Source organism: Arthrobacter sp. sptzw32, from assembly GCF_059089735.1.
In genome coordinates this window covers 391,578-407,194 of the sequence record NZ_JBNHEZ010000001.1, presented here as the reverse complement: position 1 = coordinate 407,194, position 15,617 = coordinate 391,578, and the positions used below count along the sequence as shown (strand labels likewise).

General features: G+C 64.8%; 13 protein-coding genes and 2 tRNA genes. 7 read left to right on the top strand and 8 right to left on the bottom strand.

Translation table 11 applies throughout. From position 1 onward, the window contains the following. Nucleotides 1-105: 105 nt before the first annotated feature. Complete coding sequence (locus AC5RVN_RS01925; RefSeq protein WP_494041788.1) at nucleotides 106-1,335, bottom strand: cysteine desulfurase family protein; 1,230 nt, start codon at nucleotides 1,333-1,335, stop codon at nucleotides 106-108. A gap of 350 nt (nucleotides 1,336-1,685) precedes the next feature. Here AC5RVN_RS01925 and AC5RVN_RS01920 point away from each other — a divergent pair, with 350 nt between their 5' ends. The 4 genes from AC5RVN_RS01920 (at nucleotide 1,686) to AC5RVN_RS01905 (ending at nucleotide 4,856) form a co-directional block, all read left to right on the top strand. After that, nucleotides 1,686-2,630: a J domain-containing protein gene (locus AC5RVN_RS01920; protein WP_494041789.1), complete on the top strand. Its 945-nt coding sequence runs from the start codon at nucleotides 1,686-1,688 to the stop codon at nucleotides 2,628-2,630. A gap of 22 nt (nucleotides 2,631-2,652) precedes the next feature. Then, nucleotides 2,653-3,120, top strand: coding sequence for a tRNA (cytidine(34)-2'-O)-methyltransferase (locus tag AC5RVN_RS01915; RefSeq protein ID WP_494136908.1), 468 nt, complete (start codon nucleotides 2,653-2,655; stop codon nucleotides 3,118-3,120). Nucleotides 3,121-3,358: 238 nt separating this feature from the next. After that, the gene (gene sigK / locus AC5RVN_RS01910; protein ID WP_494136907.1) at nucleotides 3,359-3,967 is read left to right on the top strand and encodes an ECF RNA polymerase sigma factor SigK; all 609 of its coding nucleotides are present in this window, start codon (nucleotides 3,359-3,361) and stop codon (nucleotides 3,965-3,967) included. A 10-nt stretch (nucleotides 3,968-3,977) separates the two neighbouring features. Then, nucleotides 3,978-4,856 carry an anti-sigma factor gene (locus tag AC5RVN_RS01905; RefSeq protein WP_494137089.1) on the top strand — a complete coding sequence of 293 codons (879 nt, stop codon included), beginning with the start codon at nucleotides 3,978-3,980 and terminating at the stop codon, nucleotides 4,854-4,856. A gap of 79 nt (nucleotides 4,857-4,935) precedes the next feature. On the opposite strand, the gene AC5RVN_RS01900 is transcribed toward AC5RVN_RS01905, so the two are convergent. The 4 genes from AC5RVN_RS01900 to AC5RVN_RS01885 form a co-directional block, all read right to left on the bottom strand. Further along, nucleotides 4,936-5,715 (bottom strand): PIG-L deacetylase family protein, encoded by a 780-nt coding sequence (locus AC5RVN_RS01900; protein WP_494136906.1) that lies wholly within the window; start codon nucleotides 5,713-5,715, stop codon nucleotides 4,936-4,938. A 3-nt stretch (nucleotides 5,716-5,718) separates the two neighbouring features. Further along, on the bottom strand, nucleotides 5,719-6,672 hold the full coding sequence (locus tag AC5RVN_RS01895) for an electron transfer flavoprotein subunit alpha/FixB family protein (protein WP_494136905.1): 954 nt from the start codon (nucleotides 6,670-6,672) through the stop codon (nucleotides 5,719-5,721). Nucleotides 6,673-6,686: 14 nt separating this feature from the next. Continuing rightward, the gene (locus tag AC5RVN_RS01890) at nucleotides 6,687-7,487 is read right to left on the bottom strand and encodes an electron transfer flavoprotein subunit beta/FixA family protein (protein ID WP_494137088.1); all 801 of its coding nucleotides are present in this window, start codon (nucleotides 7,485-7,487) and stop codon (nucleotides 6,687-6,689) included. Nucleotides 7,488-7,750: 263 nt separating this feature from the next. Then, on the bottom strand, nucleotides 7,751-9,346 hold the full coding sequence (locus tag AC5RVN_RS01885; RefSeq protein ID WP_494136904.1) for a S1C family serine protease: 1,596 nt from the start codon (nucleotides 9,344-9,346) through the stop codon (nucleotides 7,751-7,753). A 281-nt stretch (nucleotides 9,347-9,627) separates the two neighbouring features. On the opposite strand from AC5RVN_RS01885, the gene AC5RVN_RS01880 reads away from it, so the two are divergent. The 3 genes from AC5RVN_RS01880 (at nucleotide 9,628) to AC5RVN_RS01870 (ending at nucleotide 14,098) form a co-directional block, all read left to right on the top strand. Next, nucleotides 9,628-11,676 carry a TPM domain-containing protein gene (locus tag AC5RVN_RS01880; protein ID WP_494136903.1) on the top strand — a complete coding sequence of 683 codons (2,049 nt, stop codon included), beginning with the start codon at nucleotides 9,628-9,630 and terminating at the stop codon, nucleotides 11,674-11,676. Between the two features lie 107 nt (nucleotides 11,677-11,783). Next, nucleotides 11,784-12,581 (top strand): PspA/IM30 family protein, encoded by a 798-nt coding sequence (locus AC5RVN_RS01875; protein ID WP_494041796.1) that lies wholly within the window; start codon nucleotides 11,784-11,786, stop codon nucleotides 12,579-12,581. An 86-nt stretch (nucleotides 12,582-12,667) separates the two neighbouring features. Further along, nucleotides 12,668-14,098, top strand: a complete 1,431-nt coding sequence (locus tag AC5RVN_RS01870) for a cryptochrome/photolyase family protein (RefSeq protein ID WP_494136902.1) — start codon at nucleotides 12,668-12,670, stop codon at nucleotides 14,096-14,098. Nucleotides 14,099-14,135: 37 nt separating this feature from the next. Here AC5RVN_RS01870 and AC5RVN_RS01865 read toward each other — a convergent pair whose 3' ends face one another. The 3 genes from AC5RVN_RS01865 to AC5RVN_RS01855 all read right to left on the bottom strand — a co-directional run bounded on the left by AC5RVN_RS01865 (nucleotide 14,136) and on the right by AC5RVN_RS01855 (nucleotide 15,525). After that, nucleotides 14,136-15,068 carry a cytochrome b/b6 domain-containing protein gene (locus AC5RVN_RS01865; RefSeq protein ID WP_494136901.1) on the bottom strand — a complete coding sequence of 311 codons (933 nt, stop codon included), beginning with the start codon at nucleotides 15,066-15,068 and terminating at the stop codon, nucleotides 14,136-14,138. 141 nt (nucleotides 15,069-15,209) lie between these two features. After that, nucleotides 15,210-15,283 (bottom strand) — tRNA-Met (locus tag AC5RVN_RS01860). A 168-nt stretch (nucleotides 15,284-15,451) separates the two neighbouring features. After that, nucleotides 15,452-15,525 (bottom strand) — tRNA-Met (locus AC5RVN_RS01855). Between the last annotated feature and the right edge of the window lie 92 nt (nucleotides 15,526-15,617).

The window sequence follows — 15,617 nt, the reverse complement described above, 5'->3', positions numbered from 1 at the left end:
TGCGGACCGCTTTACCGGTGCTGCCAAAAAGGTTGTTGGAAAGGCAGGCACGCTTGCGGAAACGATCTTCGCCTATCTATTCTACGGCCTGCCGGGAAGGCAATGTCAGCGGCTGCCCAAACCCTGTCGGGCTACGGTGCCGGCGGTCTGGATGGAGGACTCATGGCCGGCCATGCCTGCCTGCCGCGCCCTCGAATACGCATCGGGAAGCGCCGCCAGCAGCGCGTCCACATCCTCATCCCGTGAGGCATGCCCCAGCGTGAAGCGTTGCGCCCCGCGCGCGGTCTCCTCATCCAGCCCCATGGCGAGCAGCACGTGCGAGGGACGCGGCACCCCCGCTGTGCAGGCGGACCCGGTGGATGACTCCACGCCCGCCAAATCCAGGAGGAACAGCAGAGAGTCGCCTTCGCAGCCGGGAAAGGTAAAGTGGGCGTTTCCCGGGAGGCGGCCGTTCCCGGCCGGGCCGCGCAAAACTGCCTCCGGCACCCGGTCCCGGACGCCGTCGATCAGGCGGTCACGAAGAGCTGCAATCCGGGCGGATTCGTGGCCGAGGCTCGCAGTGGCACTCCTGGCCGCAGCCGCGAACGCGGCGATGGAAGCGGTGTCCAGGGTGCCGGAGCGGACGTCGCGTTCCTGGCCCCCGCCATGCTGGACCGGGGTAAGTATCACCGACCTTCCCAGCAGCAGTGCACCTACTCCTACCGGTCCGCCAATTTTGTGTCCCGAGACGGACATGGCGTCCAGGCCCGAGGCCTTGAAGTCAACGGGCAACGATCCGAAGGCCTGGACCGCGTCGGAGTGGACGGGAACACCGGCCGCGTGCGCGAGTTCCACTACGCGCCCGATGGGCTGGATGGTTCCCACCTCGTTGTTGGCCCACATCACGGTCACCAGGGCAATGGTGTCCGGGTCCCGGGATAGCTCCGCTTCGAGGAAGGCCAGATCCAACACTCCCTCTGCGTCAACCGGAAGCCAGGTGACCTCCGCGCCTTCGTGCCGTTCCAGCCACTCGACGGTGTCCATCACCGCGTGGTGTTCGACGGCGGAACACAGGACGCGCCGCCGTGCCGGGTTCTCCCCCGTCCTGGACCAATAGAGGCCCTTGACGGCAAGGTTGTCCGCTTCGGTGCCGCCGGAGGTGAAGATGACTTCCGAAGGATGGGCGCCCGCCGCTGCGGCGAGGTCTTCGCGGGCATCTTCCACAGCTCTGCGCGCCCTGCGGCCGGAGCCATGAAGGGAAGACGGGTTTCCGGTACGGGCCAGCTCGCGCGTCAGGGCAGCCAGCGCCTCGGCAGAAAGTGGCGTGGTGGCTGCGTGGTCGAGGTAAACGGGCACCCTCCAATTCTAGCGACACCACGCTGGCTGGACGGCGGGGGGGCCACCATGGACGCGCGGTCATCACCCTTTACCAGCACCGACTGGTTGATCCGCATGCCGTCACCGGCGCTTTTCCCGGCCAGGCACTGGGGGCCCGCCCCGCCGTCGTCCGCTCTTCCACCCCCACTCCGATTCGTTCCAATGCCCCGCCGCCGCGGGCCGCAACCTTGACGAGTCCAGACGCAGCCCCGCCTGAATCGGAGGCCGGGAACCCTCAACACCGGGGCGATCGTTGTCAGGGCAAAGGCCGATAAGCTGGGCCCACAGGGCTGCCCGGCGGATGGCCACACCAACAGAAGGATGAGTGCTTGACCGAGAGCAGCTCCCACTATCAGGTGCTTCGCGTGGCAGTCACTGCCACGGAAAAAGAAATCAAGGTGGCCTATCGGCGTGCTGCACGCACCGCCCACCCGGACCACGGCGGGGACGCGGCCGCCTTCCGCCGCGTAACCAGCGCCTACGAAACCCTTATCGATCCCCAGCGCAGGAAAGCCTACGACCGCTCCTACGCGGCCGGCACGGCCGGGGCGAAAACGGACGCGGAGCCGCACTTTGACGCACCGCCGGCGGGCAGCAGGGCCTCCGCCACCGTCCACAGGCCGGGCGGCAGCCGCAACACCGCCGGTGACCCTCCGGTCTACGTCCCGCCCTTCGGTTCCACGGCCGACGGCGGGGTCCCCCTGATCCCGCTGTCTGAAGCCAGTCAGCAGGTCCACGGCATGCCGCGGAAGCGCGGGATCTTCGGCGCTGAAGCGCGGATCCAACGGGAAATGCGCACCGTCCAGCTGCTGACCCGCCAGGTGCTGCCCGCCATCCCGGCGGCGCGTCTTATCAACGGGCTCCAGTCACCGGCGGACAACAGCCACATCGACCACGCCGTGCTGTCCGGCTACCGGCTGGCGCTGATTGGCTCCATGCTTTTGCCCAAGGGCGCCTATGCCTGGGACGGCAGGACTTTGAACCATGGCGGACGCTCGGTAGCCCCGCCGCAACTGGCACACGTTGTATGGGCCATGCAGGACATCTTCCCGGAACTCAATGTCACCGGCTGGACTGTTGTGCACAGCCCGGGAGGAAACCTGCACGAGCCGGTGATCGACCAGCACCGCCGCTCAGCCGGCGCACTGGAGACGGTCAGGATCGTTAACGCAGCCGGAATGGTGCGGGGCCTGAAGGAGTTCCTGGCGTCCGGGCCGGCTCCCAACACTGTCAACGTGCCGGTACTGGCCAGGCTGCTGCGCGGCATGCACTGACCGCGTTGACTAGGATGGGACCGTGTTCCGCATCCTCTTCCACGCCCCCGAAATTCCCGGCAACACCGGCAACGCCATCCGCCTGGCCGCCATCACCGGCGCCGAACTGCACCTGGTGGAGCCCTTGGGCTTCGACTTTTCGGATGCGAAACTCCGCCGGGCCGGCCTGGATTACCACGACCTCGCCGTCGTCACCGTGCACGGGACCATCGAGGAGGCCTGGCAGCATCTCCAGCCGGAGCGCGTCTATGCCTTTACCTCTGACGGAAGTGCCAGCTACACGGACATTGCCTACCAGCCCGGCGACGTCCTGATGTTCGGCCGGGAATCGGTGGGCCTGCCGCCGGAACTGAAAACCGATCCGCACGTCACCTCCACCGTGCGGCTGCCCATGCTGCCGGCGCTGCGCTCGCTGAACCTTGCCAACGCCGCCTCCATTGCCGTGTACGAAGCCTGGCGTCAGCAGGGCTTCGCCGGGGCGCGGCTCTGACGCCAGGGACCTGGCTGAGAGCGGCCGTACCGTTTGCCGTTCCGCAGGACCTGCCAGCCAAACAATTCCGGACCCCGACCCATCCACCACCGCCGCCGTACCGAATCCCTTTTGATTACAGTCCACAGTGGTGAAGGAGCGGCAGGTGACACTTCTCCGGGCAGATTCCAGGAGATCCCGCCGCATCCCCGGTGGGAGCGCAGAGAATCCGTCCCTTGGAGACTTATGCTTGTCAGTGATGGAAACTCCCAACGCACCTCATTCGGAGGCTCCGGCCACGGTGACAGACACACCGGCCGACGCCAGCCACCGCCTCGCTGCGCTGCTGGAGCAGATAGGCCAGGGCGACCGTGCAGCATTCGCGGAGTTCTACCAGCTGACGTCCCGCCGTGTGTACGGCATGGCGCGCAGGGTCCTGATAGATGCCGAACTCAGCGAGGACACCACGCAGGAAGTGTTCCTTCAGGTCTGGCAGAATGCGGCGAAGTTCGACAGGGCTGCCGGCACCCCGCTCTCCTGGCTCATGACCATCTCGCATCGGCGTGCAGTGGACAAAGTCCGGTCAGCACAATCGGCCACTGACCGCGAAGCCCGTTACGGTGCCAGTACCCAGGACGTCGACCACGACAGCGTGTCCGACGAGGTGGACAGCAGGCTCGAAGCGGAGGCCGTGGTCCGATGCCTGGGCACGCTGACCGAGACGCAACAGGAATCGGTCCGCCTCGCCTACTACGGAGGCCTGACCTACCGCGAAGTCGCAGAGCGCTTGAATACCGCAGTTCCCACCATAAAGTCCCGCATCCGCGACGGACTGATCCGCTTGAAGACCTGTTTGGGGGTGAGTTGAGATGACCGAAATGAATAGTGGACACAACGGCCGACCCGGCGCCTTCGGCGACACCGTTGCCGCCGACCTCGCTTCGGGCCGCGCTGTTGACCTCGCCGAGCTGTATGCGCTGGATGCGGTAACGGACGGGGAACGCCGGACCATAGAGCAGTACATGTCAACGGCACCGGCAGCGGAACGGGACTCCTTCTACGAACGTGTCAACCAATCCAGGGAAACACTCTCCCGGACTTTTACGGCCGAGGAAGAGCCCCCCACGGACCTTTTCCACCAGATCGTCGCACAGCTGCCGGCCCAGACCCCGCTGGCGGACGCGCGCCAGGATACTGGTGCAGCGCCGTCCCCTGATTCCGCCGTCTCAGCCGGGGCCGGCGCTCAAGCGGGCGCACGGGGCGCTGGTGATGAACTCGCCAAGGCGCGGCAGCGCCGGGAGGAACGGCGCCGTCCGGCCGGTGCCCGGCGCTGGTTTGCCGGGATCGCGGCGGCAGCAGCGCTGGCGCTGGGTGGAGTGGGCGTCGGGTCTTACATCGCCGACCAAAATGACCCCCTGAAGCAGGTGGTCCGGGCAGGAGACCTGCGGGAAGCTTCGGTGGACGTGGCCGGGGGCGGTACTGCCACCGTCCAGGTCTCTTCGTCCCGGGACGCCGCGGTGGTGAGGATGAAAGACGTTCCTGCCCCGCCCGAGGGCAAGGTTTACCAGATGTGGCTGATCCCCAAGGACGGTTCAGCTCCAGTCTCACAGGGGCTCATGGATGCGGAGGCACTGTCCAAGCCTGCTGTCGTGGAGGGGATTGCCTCTGCCGCCGCTCTCGGGATCACCGTGGAGCCTGCCGGCGGATCCAAGTCCCCCACTCTTCCCACGGTTGCTGCCGCACGCCTGGACGCGTAGCACCGGCTCAGCGCGCAAAAAACGCCCCGCGGCTTCCGGAAACGAAAGCCGCGGGGCGTTTTTTCGTGGCCTGCGGACGCTAAAAACCGGCGATCGTTCCGGGTCCGTTCACCGCAACAACGTGAAACGCTTCGGCGCTGTGTCCTTCGGGAAGTCCGGCCCGCGCAGCATTCGCCTGCATCCCCTGGCGGACTGCTGATTCCATGGCCTCGACATCCGGGTGCTGGCTTACGTGGACATGGATGGCCTTCAGCTTTGCCTCCACGTGCACGGTGACGTCAACGAAATGGTTTTCCCGTTCGTCCGGGCCGGCGTACAGCCAAAGCCACGGCAGCTTGTACGCCTCCAGCCCGGCCCCGGCAAGTTCCGGGTATGCGAACGGATTCTCCACGGCGGGGTACACGGCGCGGGTCACGGCCTCCCCCACGGCAAGATGGTCAGGGTGGCTCTTCTGGAGCCGCCGCCAGTTCCGTTCCGGATGCATCGAAAGAACGACGTCGGGCCGCAGTTCGCGGATGAGCTTCACCACGCCCTGCATCACCTCATGCGAAGGTTCGAGGTAGCCGTCGCGCTGATGCAGGTAGTGGATGTCGGACACACCCACCAGTTCTGCGGCACGGCGCTGCTCGGCGTCGCGCATGGCAATAATGTTTGCGCGGTGGGCCGGATCGAAACCACCGGCGTCACCGTCGGTCATGATGCAGTAGCTGACGTGGACACCAGCCGCCGTCCAGGCCGCAATGGTACCCGCGGCGCCGAAGTCAATGTCGTCCGGGTGCGCCGCAAAACAGAGCACCCGCCCAACCCGGTCCGTGGCCGGGTCGAACGGGCTCTCGAAGGGCGCAGCGAAGGCAGCCAATAATCAGCCTTTTCGCTTCTTGATCTCTGCCGTCGCCTGCGGAAGGACGTCGAAGAGGTCGCCGACGATGCCGAAATCCGCGATCTCGAACACCGGTGATTCGGCGTCCTTATTCACCGCAATTATCACCTTTGCCGTCTGCATGCCGGCTTTCTGCTGGATCGCACCGGAAATGCCGGCAGAAATGTACAGCTGCGGCGAAACGGTCTTGCCGGTCTGCCCCACCTGGGCATCGTGGCTGATCCAGCCGGCGTCTGTGGCTGCACGTGAGGCTCCCACGGCCGCTCCCAGTGCGTCTGCCAGTTCTTCGACGGGACCGAAGTCGCCGTCGAGGCCACGCCCGCCGGCCACCACGATGCGGGCGTCCGTCAGGTCCGGGCGGCCGCTGGCAACCTTCTGCTCACGGGCTGTAATCCGGGCTGCCGCCTCAGCGCTTCCAACCGGAACGTCGACCGTAAGGGTTTCCGGCGCAGTGGGTGCGGCGGCCGGCTCCGGAACAATGTTGTTGGCCTTAATGGTCAGCACGGACACGGGTGTGGTTGCCTTGCACGACGTGTTGTAGGAGCCTGCAAGGACGGATTTGTGGGCTGTCCCGTCGGCATCCACGCCCACGACGTCGGTAATGACACCGGCAGCGAGTCGGATTCCCAGCCGGGCGGCGATTTCTTTGCCTTCCGGGGAATTGTCGAGCAGCACGATGGTGGCCCCGGTGCTTTGGGCTGCGGCCGCAAGGTAGGCGGCTTTGGGCGCCACCAGGTAGTCGTCCAGGTCCTGCACAGAGGGGCGAAGGACAGCGCTGACACCATACTCCGCAAACGCAGCTGACACTTCCTGGTGCAGTTCCCCGTTAAGGGCAACAACGCTTTCGCCAAGGGAACGTGCCAGGGTGAGCAGTTCAAGGCTGCTCTTCTTGAGCCCGGCGCCGGGGTTGTCTATGAAAACAAGTACTTTTGCCATGTTGGTGTTCCCTCTTAGAGCAGCTTCTGGGCGGCCAGGAAGTCAACCAGCTTGATGCCGGCGTCGCCTTCGTCGGTGATGATGGTGCCGGCGGTGCGCGGTGGCCGCTCCTCGGCGTTGGTCACAGTGGTCCAGGAACCGGCGTGCCCCACCTGGGCAGGATCGACTCCGATGTCGGTGAGGGACAGAGTGGTGATGGTCTTGCGCTTGGCGGCGATGATGCCCTTGAAGTTGGGGTAGCGCGGCTCGTTGATCTGGTCGGTCACTGAGACCAGCGCGGGGAGGTCGGCCTCCACCGTTTCGGAACTCATGTCCGCATCGCGCCGGGCCACGAGCCGTCCGCCGTCCACCTCCAAGGACGAGGCGAACGTGACCTGGGGAAGGTTGAGGCGTTCGGCCAGCTGCGCCGGTACCAGGGAGGTCTCGCCGTCGGTGGAGGCCATACCGGTGATGATCAGGTCCACCGGGGCGTCCTGGCCCAGGTACCGGACGGCTGCGGAAAGCGCCAGCGATGTAGCGGCTGCGTCCGAGCCCGCCAGGGCGGGGTCCGACAGGTGCACGCCCTCGGTTGCACCCATCTGCAGGGACTTCTTGACCGAGTTCACCGCACCGGCGGGACCCATGCTGAGGGCGATGACCTGGTTGCCTGCCTTGCTGCCACCGCGCGCCTCGGCCAGCTGCAAGGCGGCCTCCAGCGCATACTCGTCCAGTTCGGACAAAATGCTTTCGTCACGGTCCGTCGTGTACCCCTCCCCGTTGAGGTGACGGTCGAACTGGGCGTCCGGTACATGCTTGACCAGGACGATGATCTTCAATGTCTTCTCCACTGTATCGACAGCAGCCTTCCATGCTTGTGGACAGCCAGCCGGGTGAGGTCATGGCCGCGGAATGCCCGGCGTACGGGTAGGTCCTAGCTAACCACATAGGCGCGCCCGCGCGCCGACTTCCGTTAACGCCTGTGTCAGGGCCATCAGCTTTTCCGCTGGTGTTCCCAAATGACGACGGCGGCGTCCCCGCCGAAGTGGGGACACCGCCGTCGAGCCTTCCCTGGTTTCCTGTCCTTGCTGCAAGCGCGGTGCTAGCTGGCTGCGGCCCCCAGGGTGACATCCAGGGTTTGCTCTGCACCGCTGCGCAGGACGGTGATCCTGACCTTTGCACCAGCAGGCTGTTCGCGTACGGCTGCCGTCAACTGCTCCGGTTCACCGATGGCGAGATCGTTGAACTTGGTGATGACGTCGCCCACTTTGATTCCGGCTTTGGCCGCAGCCGAATCGGGCTCAAGGGTGGCGACATCCGCGCCGACGGAGAAACCCGAACCGTTGCTGGAGGCGGGCTTTTCTTTGACGCTGACGCCCAGTTGCCCATGTGACGCCTTCCCGGTATCGATGATCTCCTGCGCAACCCGTTTGGCGTGGTTGATGGGGATGCTGAAGCCCACACCGATGTTGCCGCTGGAGGAGGACAGTGAGTCAGATCCGGCCGAGGCGATGGCCACGTTGACGCCGATGATCTCGCCGCTGCTGTTGACCAGGGCACCGCCTGAGTTGCCGGGGTTGATGGCGGCATCGGTCTGGATCACGTTGATGGAGATGTCGTTCTGGGCCGTCGGTTGCTGGCTCTGGCCGCCCCCCGGGGGAGCAAACTGGAACCCGCCTTCGTCGTCGCCCTCGGCGCTGTCTCCCTCTTTGGGGGCTGCAGCCGAGGCGACACTGATGGTCCTGTTGAGCGTGGAGACAATACCGTCAGTTACCGTGCCCGTCAGACCCAGCGGTGAGCCGATGGCAATGGCAGTGTCGCCGACGTTGAGCTTCCCCGAGTCGCCCAGCGTGGCAGGTGTAAGGCCGGAGGCGTTATCCACTTTGATAACGGCGAGGTCTGACAAAGGGTCGGTGCCGACCAGTTTGGCAGTAAGAACCCTGCCATCGCTGGTCCGGACTTCGAGGGCGGCGTTGGCTGACTGGCCATCCAAAGTGACCACGTGCGTATTGGTGAGGACATGGCCCTGGTCGTCCAGAATGATGCCGGAACCCGTGCCCCCCGCGCCGCCGCTTGAAGCGCTGATGGTCACCACACTGGGCGAGGCCTTCAAGGCGGCCGCCGTTATGGCGTTCACGTCATCCTGGTTGTTGACGATGACGGTTCCAGGCTGGCTGTTGCTGCTGGTGGCAGCCGTGGAACCGGAGTTGTCAAAGAATTCACCGGCGCCAACGGTTGCTACTCCCCCGCCCACCAGGCCTGCAGCCAAGATGCTGGCCACCAGGGTGCCGACGCCAAAAGACGCCTTCCTGCGCGGAGCGTCCTTCGGGTTTGGAACCATGCCTCCATAACCGCCGGGTGCGGTGTACTGGGCGTTGTACTGGCCCTGGCCGTAGTAGCCGTAGTGGGTCTGGGACCCCGGGGCTTCGTGGTGCGCTGACTGGTCCGGGCTTGCCTGTTCTGCAGCGGATTGTCCGTAAAACGGCTGGCGCTGGGGATACGGCTGGCGCTGCGGGTAGGCCGGGCGCGCTCCCGGAAGTTCCTGGGTGGGGTTCCCGCGGCTTGAGGCTACTGCGTCATCCGCACCCGGAACCTGCCCGGCGCTGCGTCCGGCGTCGGCGGTGGGCTGCTGCCAGGGATCCTGGCCGCCCGGTCCGCGGCCCTCAGGAGACACGCCGGGGGTTTGGTTCTCAGTCATGGGACTTCCTTTCATCCTCGTCTGAATTAACTATGGACTCCCTGCCTGTAACAAGCTCGGATGTTTGCTGAGAGCTTGCTGGAGTTCCTATGCCTGTTCCTCCGGTTTCCGACCGTTTCGCTGGTGGCATATTCGGCTCAATGGACGGCCTGTGGGGTGCACCATAGAATCAAGATGATTGCCACAGCGACCTGCGGCTACACACATGCGTGGGGGCGCTGCTGCATTCTGAGACGACCGGTTCGTCCCGAATCGGTGTCAGGCGTGCTGAAGGGTTGCACATGCGGTCAAAGTTCATACGTATTCTCGCCGTGATCGGCCTTACCGGGCTGCTGGCAGTGCCTGCCGGTGCGGCCTCGGCTGAGCCGCCGGTCACCATTCCGTCCGGAACAAACGTCGTTGACAACGCCAATGTCCTTGGCGGCCGCAAGGGCGAGGTTCAGGAAGCCGTACAAAAGCTTCTGAAGGACCACAAGTACAACCTCTACGTTGTCACGGTTAAGTCCTTCGAGAACCCGGCCGATCCTGCCGCCTGGGGCCAGGAAGTAGCCAAGGCAAAAGGCATGGGCCGTGCTGATGTCATTCTCGCCATAGCAACAGATCAGGGGCGGTATTACTTCGCCCCGAACTCGGCGAGCTCCATCTACTCGAAGCGCTCCAACATCTCGCAAAACGCCATTGCCGCCAACCTCGGTGCCGGAAAGCGTGATTTCGCGCAGGCAGCCATCGACACTGCTGCGGCAGTCGGCGATGCAGCAGGCGGCGGCAGCGGCAACGTCCCCTCGGGTGACGGTGCCGGCGCAGCTGTCCTGGTAGGAACAGGAGTCGTGGCTGCTGGCGGTGCCGGCGCGTACCTGTACTTCCGCAACAAGCGCAGGAAAGCTGCCACTCAGGCGTCCAGCGCGAGCTACGGTCCGCAGGGTGCCGAAGTTGATCCGTTGGCGTCACACACCATCGAGGAGCTGCGCCGCAAGAGCGGTTCCCTCCTCATCGAGGCCGACGACGCCATCAAGTCCAGCGAGCAGGAACTCATGTTCGCCCAGGCGCAGTACGGCGACTCCGCCGTCGGCAACTTCACCAAGGCACTCGAAGAAGCCAAGGGCCACATGACCGAATCGTTCAAGCTGCAGCAGCAGTTGGACGACCACATTCCTGACACCGAAGAGCAGCAGCGCGCCTGGCTCGGCGAAATCATCCGCCGGTCTGAGGCGGCACTGGCGTCACTCCAGGAGCAGAAGGCAGACTTCGATTCCCTCCGGGAGCTGGAGAAGAACGCCCCCCGCGCACTCGCAGCCGTTAACGCCGGAGCCCGGGAAGCTGACGCGAAGATCTCCAGCGCCGAACAGTCCCTCACCGCGCTTCGGAGCAAGTATGCCGAGACCGCGCTGGCACAGGTTTCGGACAACATCCTGCAGGCGAAGGAACGGCTGGCTTTCGTTCAGAACGCTTCCGCCACCGCAGAACAGAAACTGGGTGAAGGTGAAGGAAGCCTCGCCGCCGTAGCAGTCCGCGCCGCGGAGGAGAGCCTGCACCAGACGAACGTCCTCCTCGACGCGATCTCCAAGCGCTCGTCCAGCCTGGATGAGGCCCGCAGCAGCCTGGACTCGGCAGTAGTGGACACGTCCCACGACCTCGCGCAGGCAAGGGCAATGATCCAGTCAGGAACCCATTCGGAGCTTGCGGGCCCAGTGGCCGCCGTGGAAGCGGCACTGGCCCAGGTGAAGGCGGAAATTCAGGGCGGAAAGATCGACCCCATCGCCACACTGCAGCGGGTAGAGACGGCCCACCAGTCACTCGACCAGGCGCTCAGCGGTGTCCGGGACCAGCAGGAACAGGCCCGCCGGGCCCAGGCGTCACTCCAGCAGACCATCATGTCTGCCCAGGCCCAGATCAGCGCCACCTCCGACTACATCACCGCCCGGCGCGGTGGCGTGGGAACGGAGGCCCGCACGCGGCTGGCGGAGTCGCAGCGGAACCTGGATTACGCGCTGTCCATCGCGCGCACCGATCCGGTAACCGCCCTGACGTACGCCCAGCAGGCCCACGCCCTGGCTGCCCAGGCGGCCCAGCTGGCCCAGGCGGATGTCGACCACTTCGATGGCTACGCGAACCAGGGCTACGGCCGCGGCGGCATGTTCGGCGGAGGCGGCGGCGGCGGACTCGGCGGTGCCATCCTCGGCGGCATCCTGATCAACTCCATCCTCAACGGCGGCGGTGGCGGCGGCTGGGGCGGCGGCCACAGTGACGGCGGCGGCTGGGGCGGCGGAGACTTTGGCGGTGGCGATTTTGGCGGCGGGGACTTCGGCGGAGGCGACTCCGGAAGCTTCTGAGAGCTGCAACCCACTCCCGGCCGGAACCACACGGCTGACCGATCTGTACCAACACAACTGTTCACTGATTTCAGTGCTCACCACAGAGCAGGACGAAAGGTAACACCATGGTTAAACAGTCCATTTTCGGCCGTATCGCACAGCTGGCAAAGGCAAACATCAACACTTTGCTGGACAATGCTGAGGATCCGCAGAAGATGCTGGACCAGATGGTCCGGGACTACACCAACAACATCGCCGAGGCAGAGTCCGCCGTGGCGCAGACCATCGGCAACCTTCGCATGCTCGAGGACGACTACAACGAGGACGTCAAGAACTCGCGCGACTGGGGCAACAAGGCCCTCGCCGCGTCGCGCAAGGCCGACGAGTACCGCGCCAGCGGAAATCCGGCTGATGCGGAGAAGTTTGACAACCTCGCCAAAGTTGCACTGCAGCGCCAGATCGCCGCGGAGAACGAGGCCAAGGGGGCCGAACCGAGCATTGCTTCCCAGCGCGAAGTGGTGGACAAGCTCAAGACCGGCCTGGACCAGATGAAGGGCAAGCTCAACCAGCTGACCAGCAAGCGCAACGAACTGGTGGCCCGTTCCAAGACGGCGGCCGCGCAGTCGCAGGTGCACGATGCCATCAAGAGCATCGACATCATGGATCCCACCAGCGAAGTGGGCCGCTTCGAAGAGAAGATCCGCCGCGAAGAGGCCAAGGTCCGCGGACAGCAGGAGCTCACCGAGTCCAGCCTGGACGCCCAGTTCAACCAGCTTGAGGACCTCGGCGAGCAGGTGGAAATTGAAGCACGCCTTGCCGCGCTGAAGTCCGGTGGCACAGCCAAGCCTGCCATTGGTGCGGGTGCCGGCGGTTCAGCGGGTTCTGAGTCCACCGTGAACGAAGCTGATTTCGACAAGCTCTGACGGCTGGCAGGGATTTTCCCTGATGGCGAGTAAGGCCGGGGTCACCACCCCGGCCTTACTTATGCCCGTTTGTGTACCGTGGTGGCATGGCTTCCTCCAATGCAACTTCCATCGTCTGGCTGCGCGACGATCTCCGCCTGGACGATAACCCGGCACTGACCGAAGCGGCGGCGCTGGGTTTGCCTGTGACCGTTGTCTTTATTCACGACGAGGAGTCAGCGGGGATCCGGCCCCTGGGCGGAGCAAGCCGGTGGTGGCTGCACCATTCGCTCTCCGCGCTGGCAACCTCGTTGGAGCAGGCAGGGTCACGGCTCCTCCTTCGCCGGGGACCTGCGGCCACCGTTCTCCGGGAACTGGCTGCCGAGACGGCCGCTGCCCACCTGTTGTGGAACCGGCGCTACGGACTGCCGGAGCGCACGGTGGATGCCGCCGTGGAGAAGTGGGCCAGGGACAACGGCGTTTCATCATCGAGCTGCCAGGCGAACCTCCTCTTCGAACCTTGGACTATCCGCACCGGCGGCGGCGGACCCTACAAAGTGTTCACGCCCTTTTGGCGGGCCTGCCTCGCTGCAGGGGACATCAGGGAGCCGCACGGTGCACCGGACCAGCTTCCCCCTCCCGCCCCAGGCCCGGGAGGGGGACTTCCTGCCGGAGAAGATCTCCACAGCTGGCACCTCCTGCCGCACTCCCCCGACTGGAGCGGGGGCCTGGCCGACACTTGGGAACCGGGAGAGGACGGTGCCCGGCGCCGTCTGGAAGACTTTCTGGACGGACCGGCGGAAGACTACGCGACGGGCCGGAACGTGCCCGCAGTCGAAGGAACCAGCCGCCTTTCCCCGCACCTGCGCTTCGGCGAGATCAGCCCCTTCCGGGTGTGGCGGGAAATCCGGCAGCGGTTCCCCCGCAAGGTGCCGGCCGACGTCGGGATCTTCCAGTCCGAGCTCGGCTGGCGGGAATTCTGCTGGCATCTTCTGGATACCAACCCCAACCTGGCCACCCGCAACTACCGGCCGGAGTTTGACCGCTTTGAGTGGCAGTCACTCAGCAGCGGCGAACTGAAGGCCTGGCAGCAGGGCCGCACCGGCTACCCCCTGGTGGACGCGGGGATGCGGCAGTTGTGGCAGACCGGTTGGATGCACAACCGCGTGCGCATGGCGACGGCGTCCTTCCTGGTCAAGAACCTGCTGGCCGACTGGCGCATTGGTGAGCAGTGGTTTTGGGACACCCTTGTTGATGCTGACGCCGCAAGCAACCCCGCCAACTGGCAGTGGGTAGCAGGTTCAGGAGCGGACGCATCCCCCTACTTCCGCATCTTTAACCCTGTAACGCAAAGCAAGAAGTTCGATCCGGCTGGGCGGTACCTGCGCCAATTCGTCCCTGAACTCGCCGGCCTTGACGGCAAGACCATCCACGAGCCGTGGAAAGCTGACAACGTGCCGGGTTACCCGAAGCCCCTGGTCGGGCTGCCTGAGTCGCGCGGAAGGGCCCTGGAGACCTACAGCCGACTCAAGGACTGAGGGACCCGCGAGCGGGACGGATGCCGGCCGGCAGGTACTACCGGCTGACCTTGCCCATCAGGGACGCAATCGGCCGCAGGAAGATGGGGCGGGCCAGGAACCAGGCCGCGGCCATGACCACCAACGAGGCGAGGAAGACCCAAAACCCGAACCAGCCGTCGCCGTCCCTCACCCCGTACATATGGTTGAGGTTCCGCAGCGCCCCAGTGGCGAGCACCAGGAAAACGTGCACCACGATAAAGGCAACAAAGTAGATCATCACCGGGAAGTGGACGGCCCGCGCCCATTCAATGGGGTAGGCCTTATTGAGGCCGGCAGACTTCTTGGGCCAGGCTGAGGACATGCGCAGGCCAGTGATGAATGCCAGCGGCGCCGCGATGAACACGGTAACGAAGTAGGAGAGCAACTGAAGGGCGTTGTAGTTCACCCAGCCGTTCTCGGTGGGCCAGTTCAGCGAGGCGTACTGAAGGGCGGCTGAAAGCGCGTTCGGGAAGATATCCCAGCTGGTGGGAACGATCCGCATCCACTGTCCCGTGGCGAACAGCAGCACCGCGAAGACCAGGCCGTTGAGGATCCAGAGTGCATCCAGGGTGAGGTGGAACCACAGTTCAAGGCTGATCTTGGTGGGCGGGTTCTTGGTCTTGATGAATCCCTTGTTGTTGCGCGTCCAGTGACCACTGGGGCGCGTTGTGGTTCGTACCTGCCATCCAGTGCGGATAATCAACAGCAGGAAGAAAGCATTCAGGAAGTGCTGCCAGGCAAGCCAGGCCGGGAATCCCTCCGGGGCTTCTGCCGGCAGCTCAGAATGGCCCGGATAGTTTGCTACGAATGAAGCAACGGCGGGCAGGCCCATCAGCCACTTGGCGATCAACACCACGAGGACCAGCACCGCGAGGACCGCGGGGACACCCCAGTAGAGTCGGGACCGCTTGCCCGCGGCAGTGCCGGGCCTTTTCGTGGGTGTGGACATCGAGCAACATTCCTCTCGAGAATGACTGGCGAAGTGCTCACAATCTGTGAGGCTCTGCGAAAGAGAATACTAGGAACTAACCACATGTAAGGAAAAAGAAGGCCCCGCCCGGCTTGTCTGCCGGTCGGGGCCTTCTTATAGTTGCGGGGACAGGATTTGAACCTGTGACCTCTGGGTTATGAGCCCAGCGAGCTACCGAACTGCTCCACCCCGCGTCGCTGAAACAACACTACCCTACTTCGGCGGCAAATTTTTACACGATCCATAGTGGCGGCCTAACTCCAGACCCGGGAGTGACGCTGTCCCGCAGGCGCAGCGTCCGGGCTGGCGGCTTAAACCAGGAAGTCCCGGACACTGTTTCCAGTGTCCGGGACTTCCGTCAGTTGCGGGGACAGGATTTGAACCTGTGACCTCTGGGTTATGAGCCCAGCGAGCTACCGAACTGCTCCACCCCGCGTCGCAAGAACTACTTTACCGGCCGGTGAACACCAGGCCAAATCGCGGGGGCGTGATCTCCGTCTCGCCGGTCCGTCGCCCGCTCCGGAGGGA

What these genes read in the sequence shown, in the direction of transcription:
- AC5RVN_RS01885 (WP_494136904.1), bottom strand. Translation starts at nt 9,346, where the DNA reads ATGACTGAGAACCAAACCCCCGGCGTGTCTCCTGAGGGCCGCGGACCG.
- sigK (WP_494136907.1), top strand. Translation starts at nt 3,359, where the DNA reads ATGGAAACTCCCAACGCACCTCATTCGGAGGCTCCGGCCACGGTGACA.
- AC5RVN_RS01880 (WP_494136903.1), top strand. Translation starts at nt 9,628, where the DNA reads ATGCGGTCAAAGTTCATACGTATTCTCGCCGTGATCGGCCTTACCGGG.
- AC5RVN_RS01875 (WP_494041796.1), top strand. Translation starts at nt 11,784, where the DNA reads ATGGTTAAACAGTCCATTTTCGGCCGTATCGCACAGCTGGCAAAGGCA.
- AC5RVN_RS01870 (WP_494136902.1), top strand. Translation starts at nt 12,668, where the DNA reads ATGGCTTCCTCCAATGCAACTTCCATCGTCTGGCTGCGCGACGATCTC.
- AC5RVN_RS01905 (WP_494137089.1), top strand. Translation starts at nt 3,978, where the DNA reads ATGAATAGTGGACACAACGGCCGACCCGGCGCCTTCGGCGACACCGTT.
- AC5RVN_RS01895 (WP_494136905.1), bottom strand. Translation starts at nt 6,672, where the DNA reads ATGGCAAAAGTACTTGTTTTCATAGACAACCCCGGCGCCGGGCTCAAG.
- AC5RVN_RS01865 (WP_494136901.1), bottom strand. Translation starts at nt 15,068, where the DNA reads ATGTCCACACCCACGAAAAGGCCCGGCACTGCCGCGGGCAAGCGGTCC.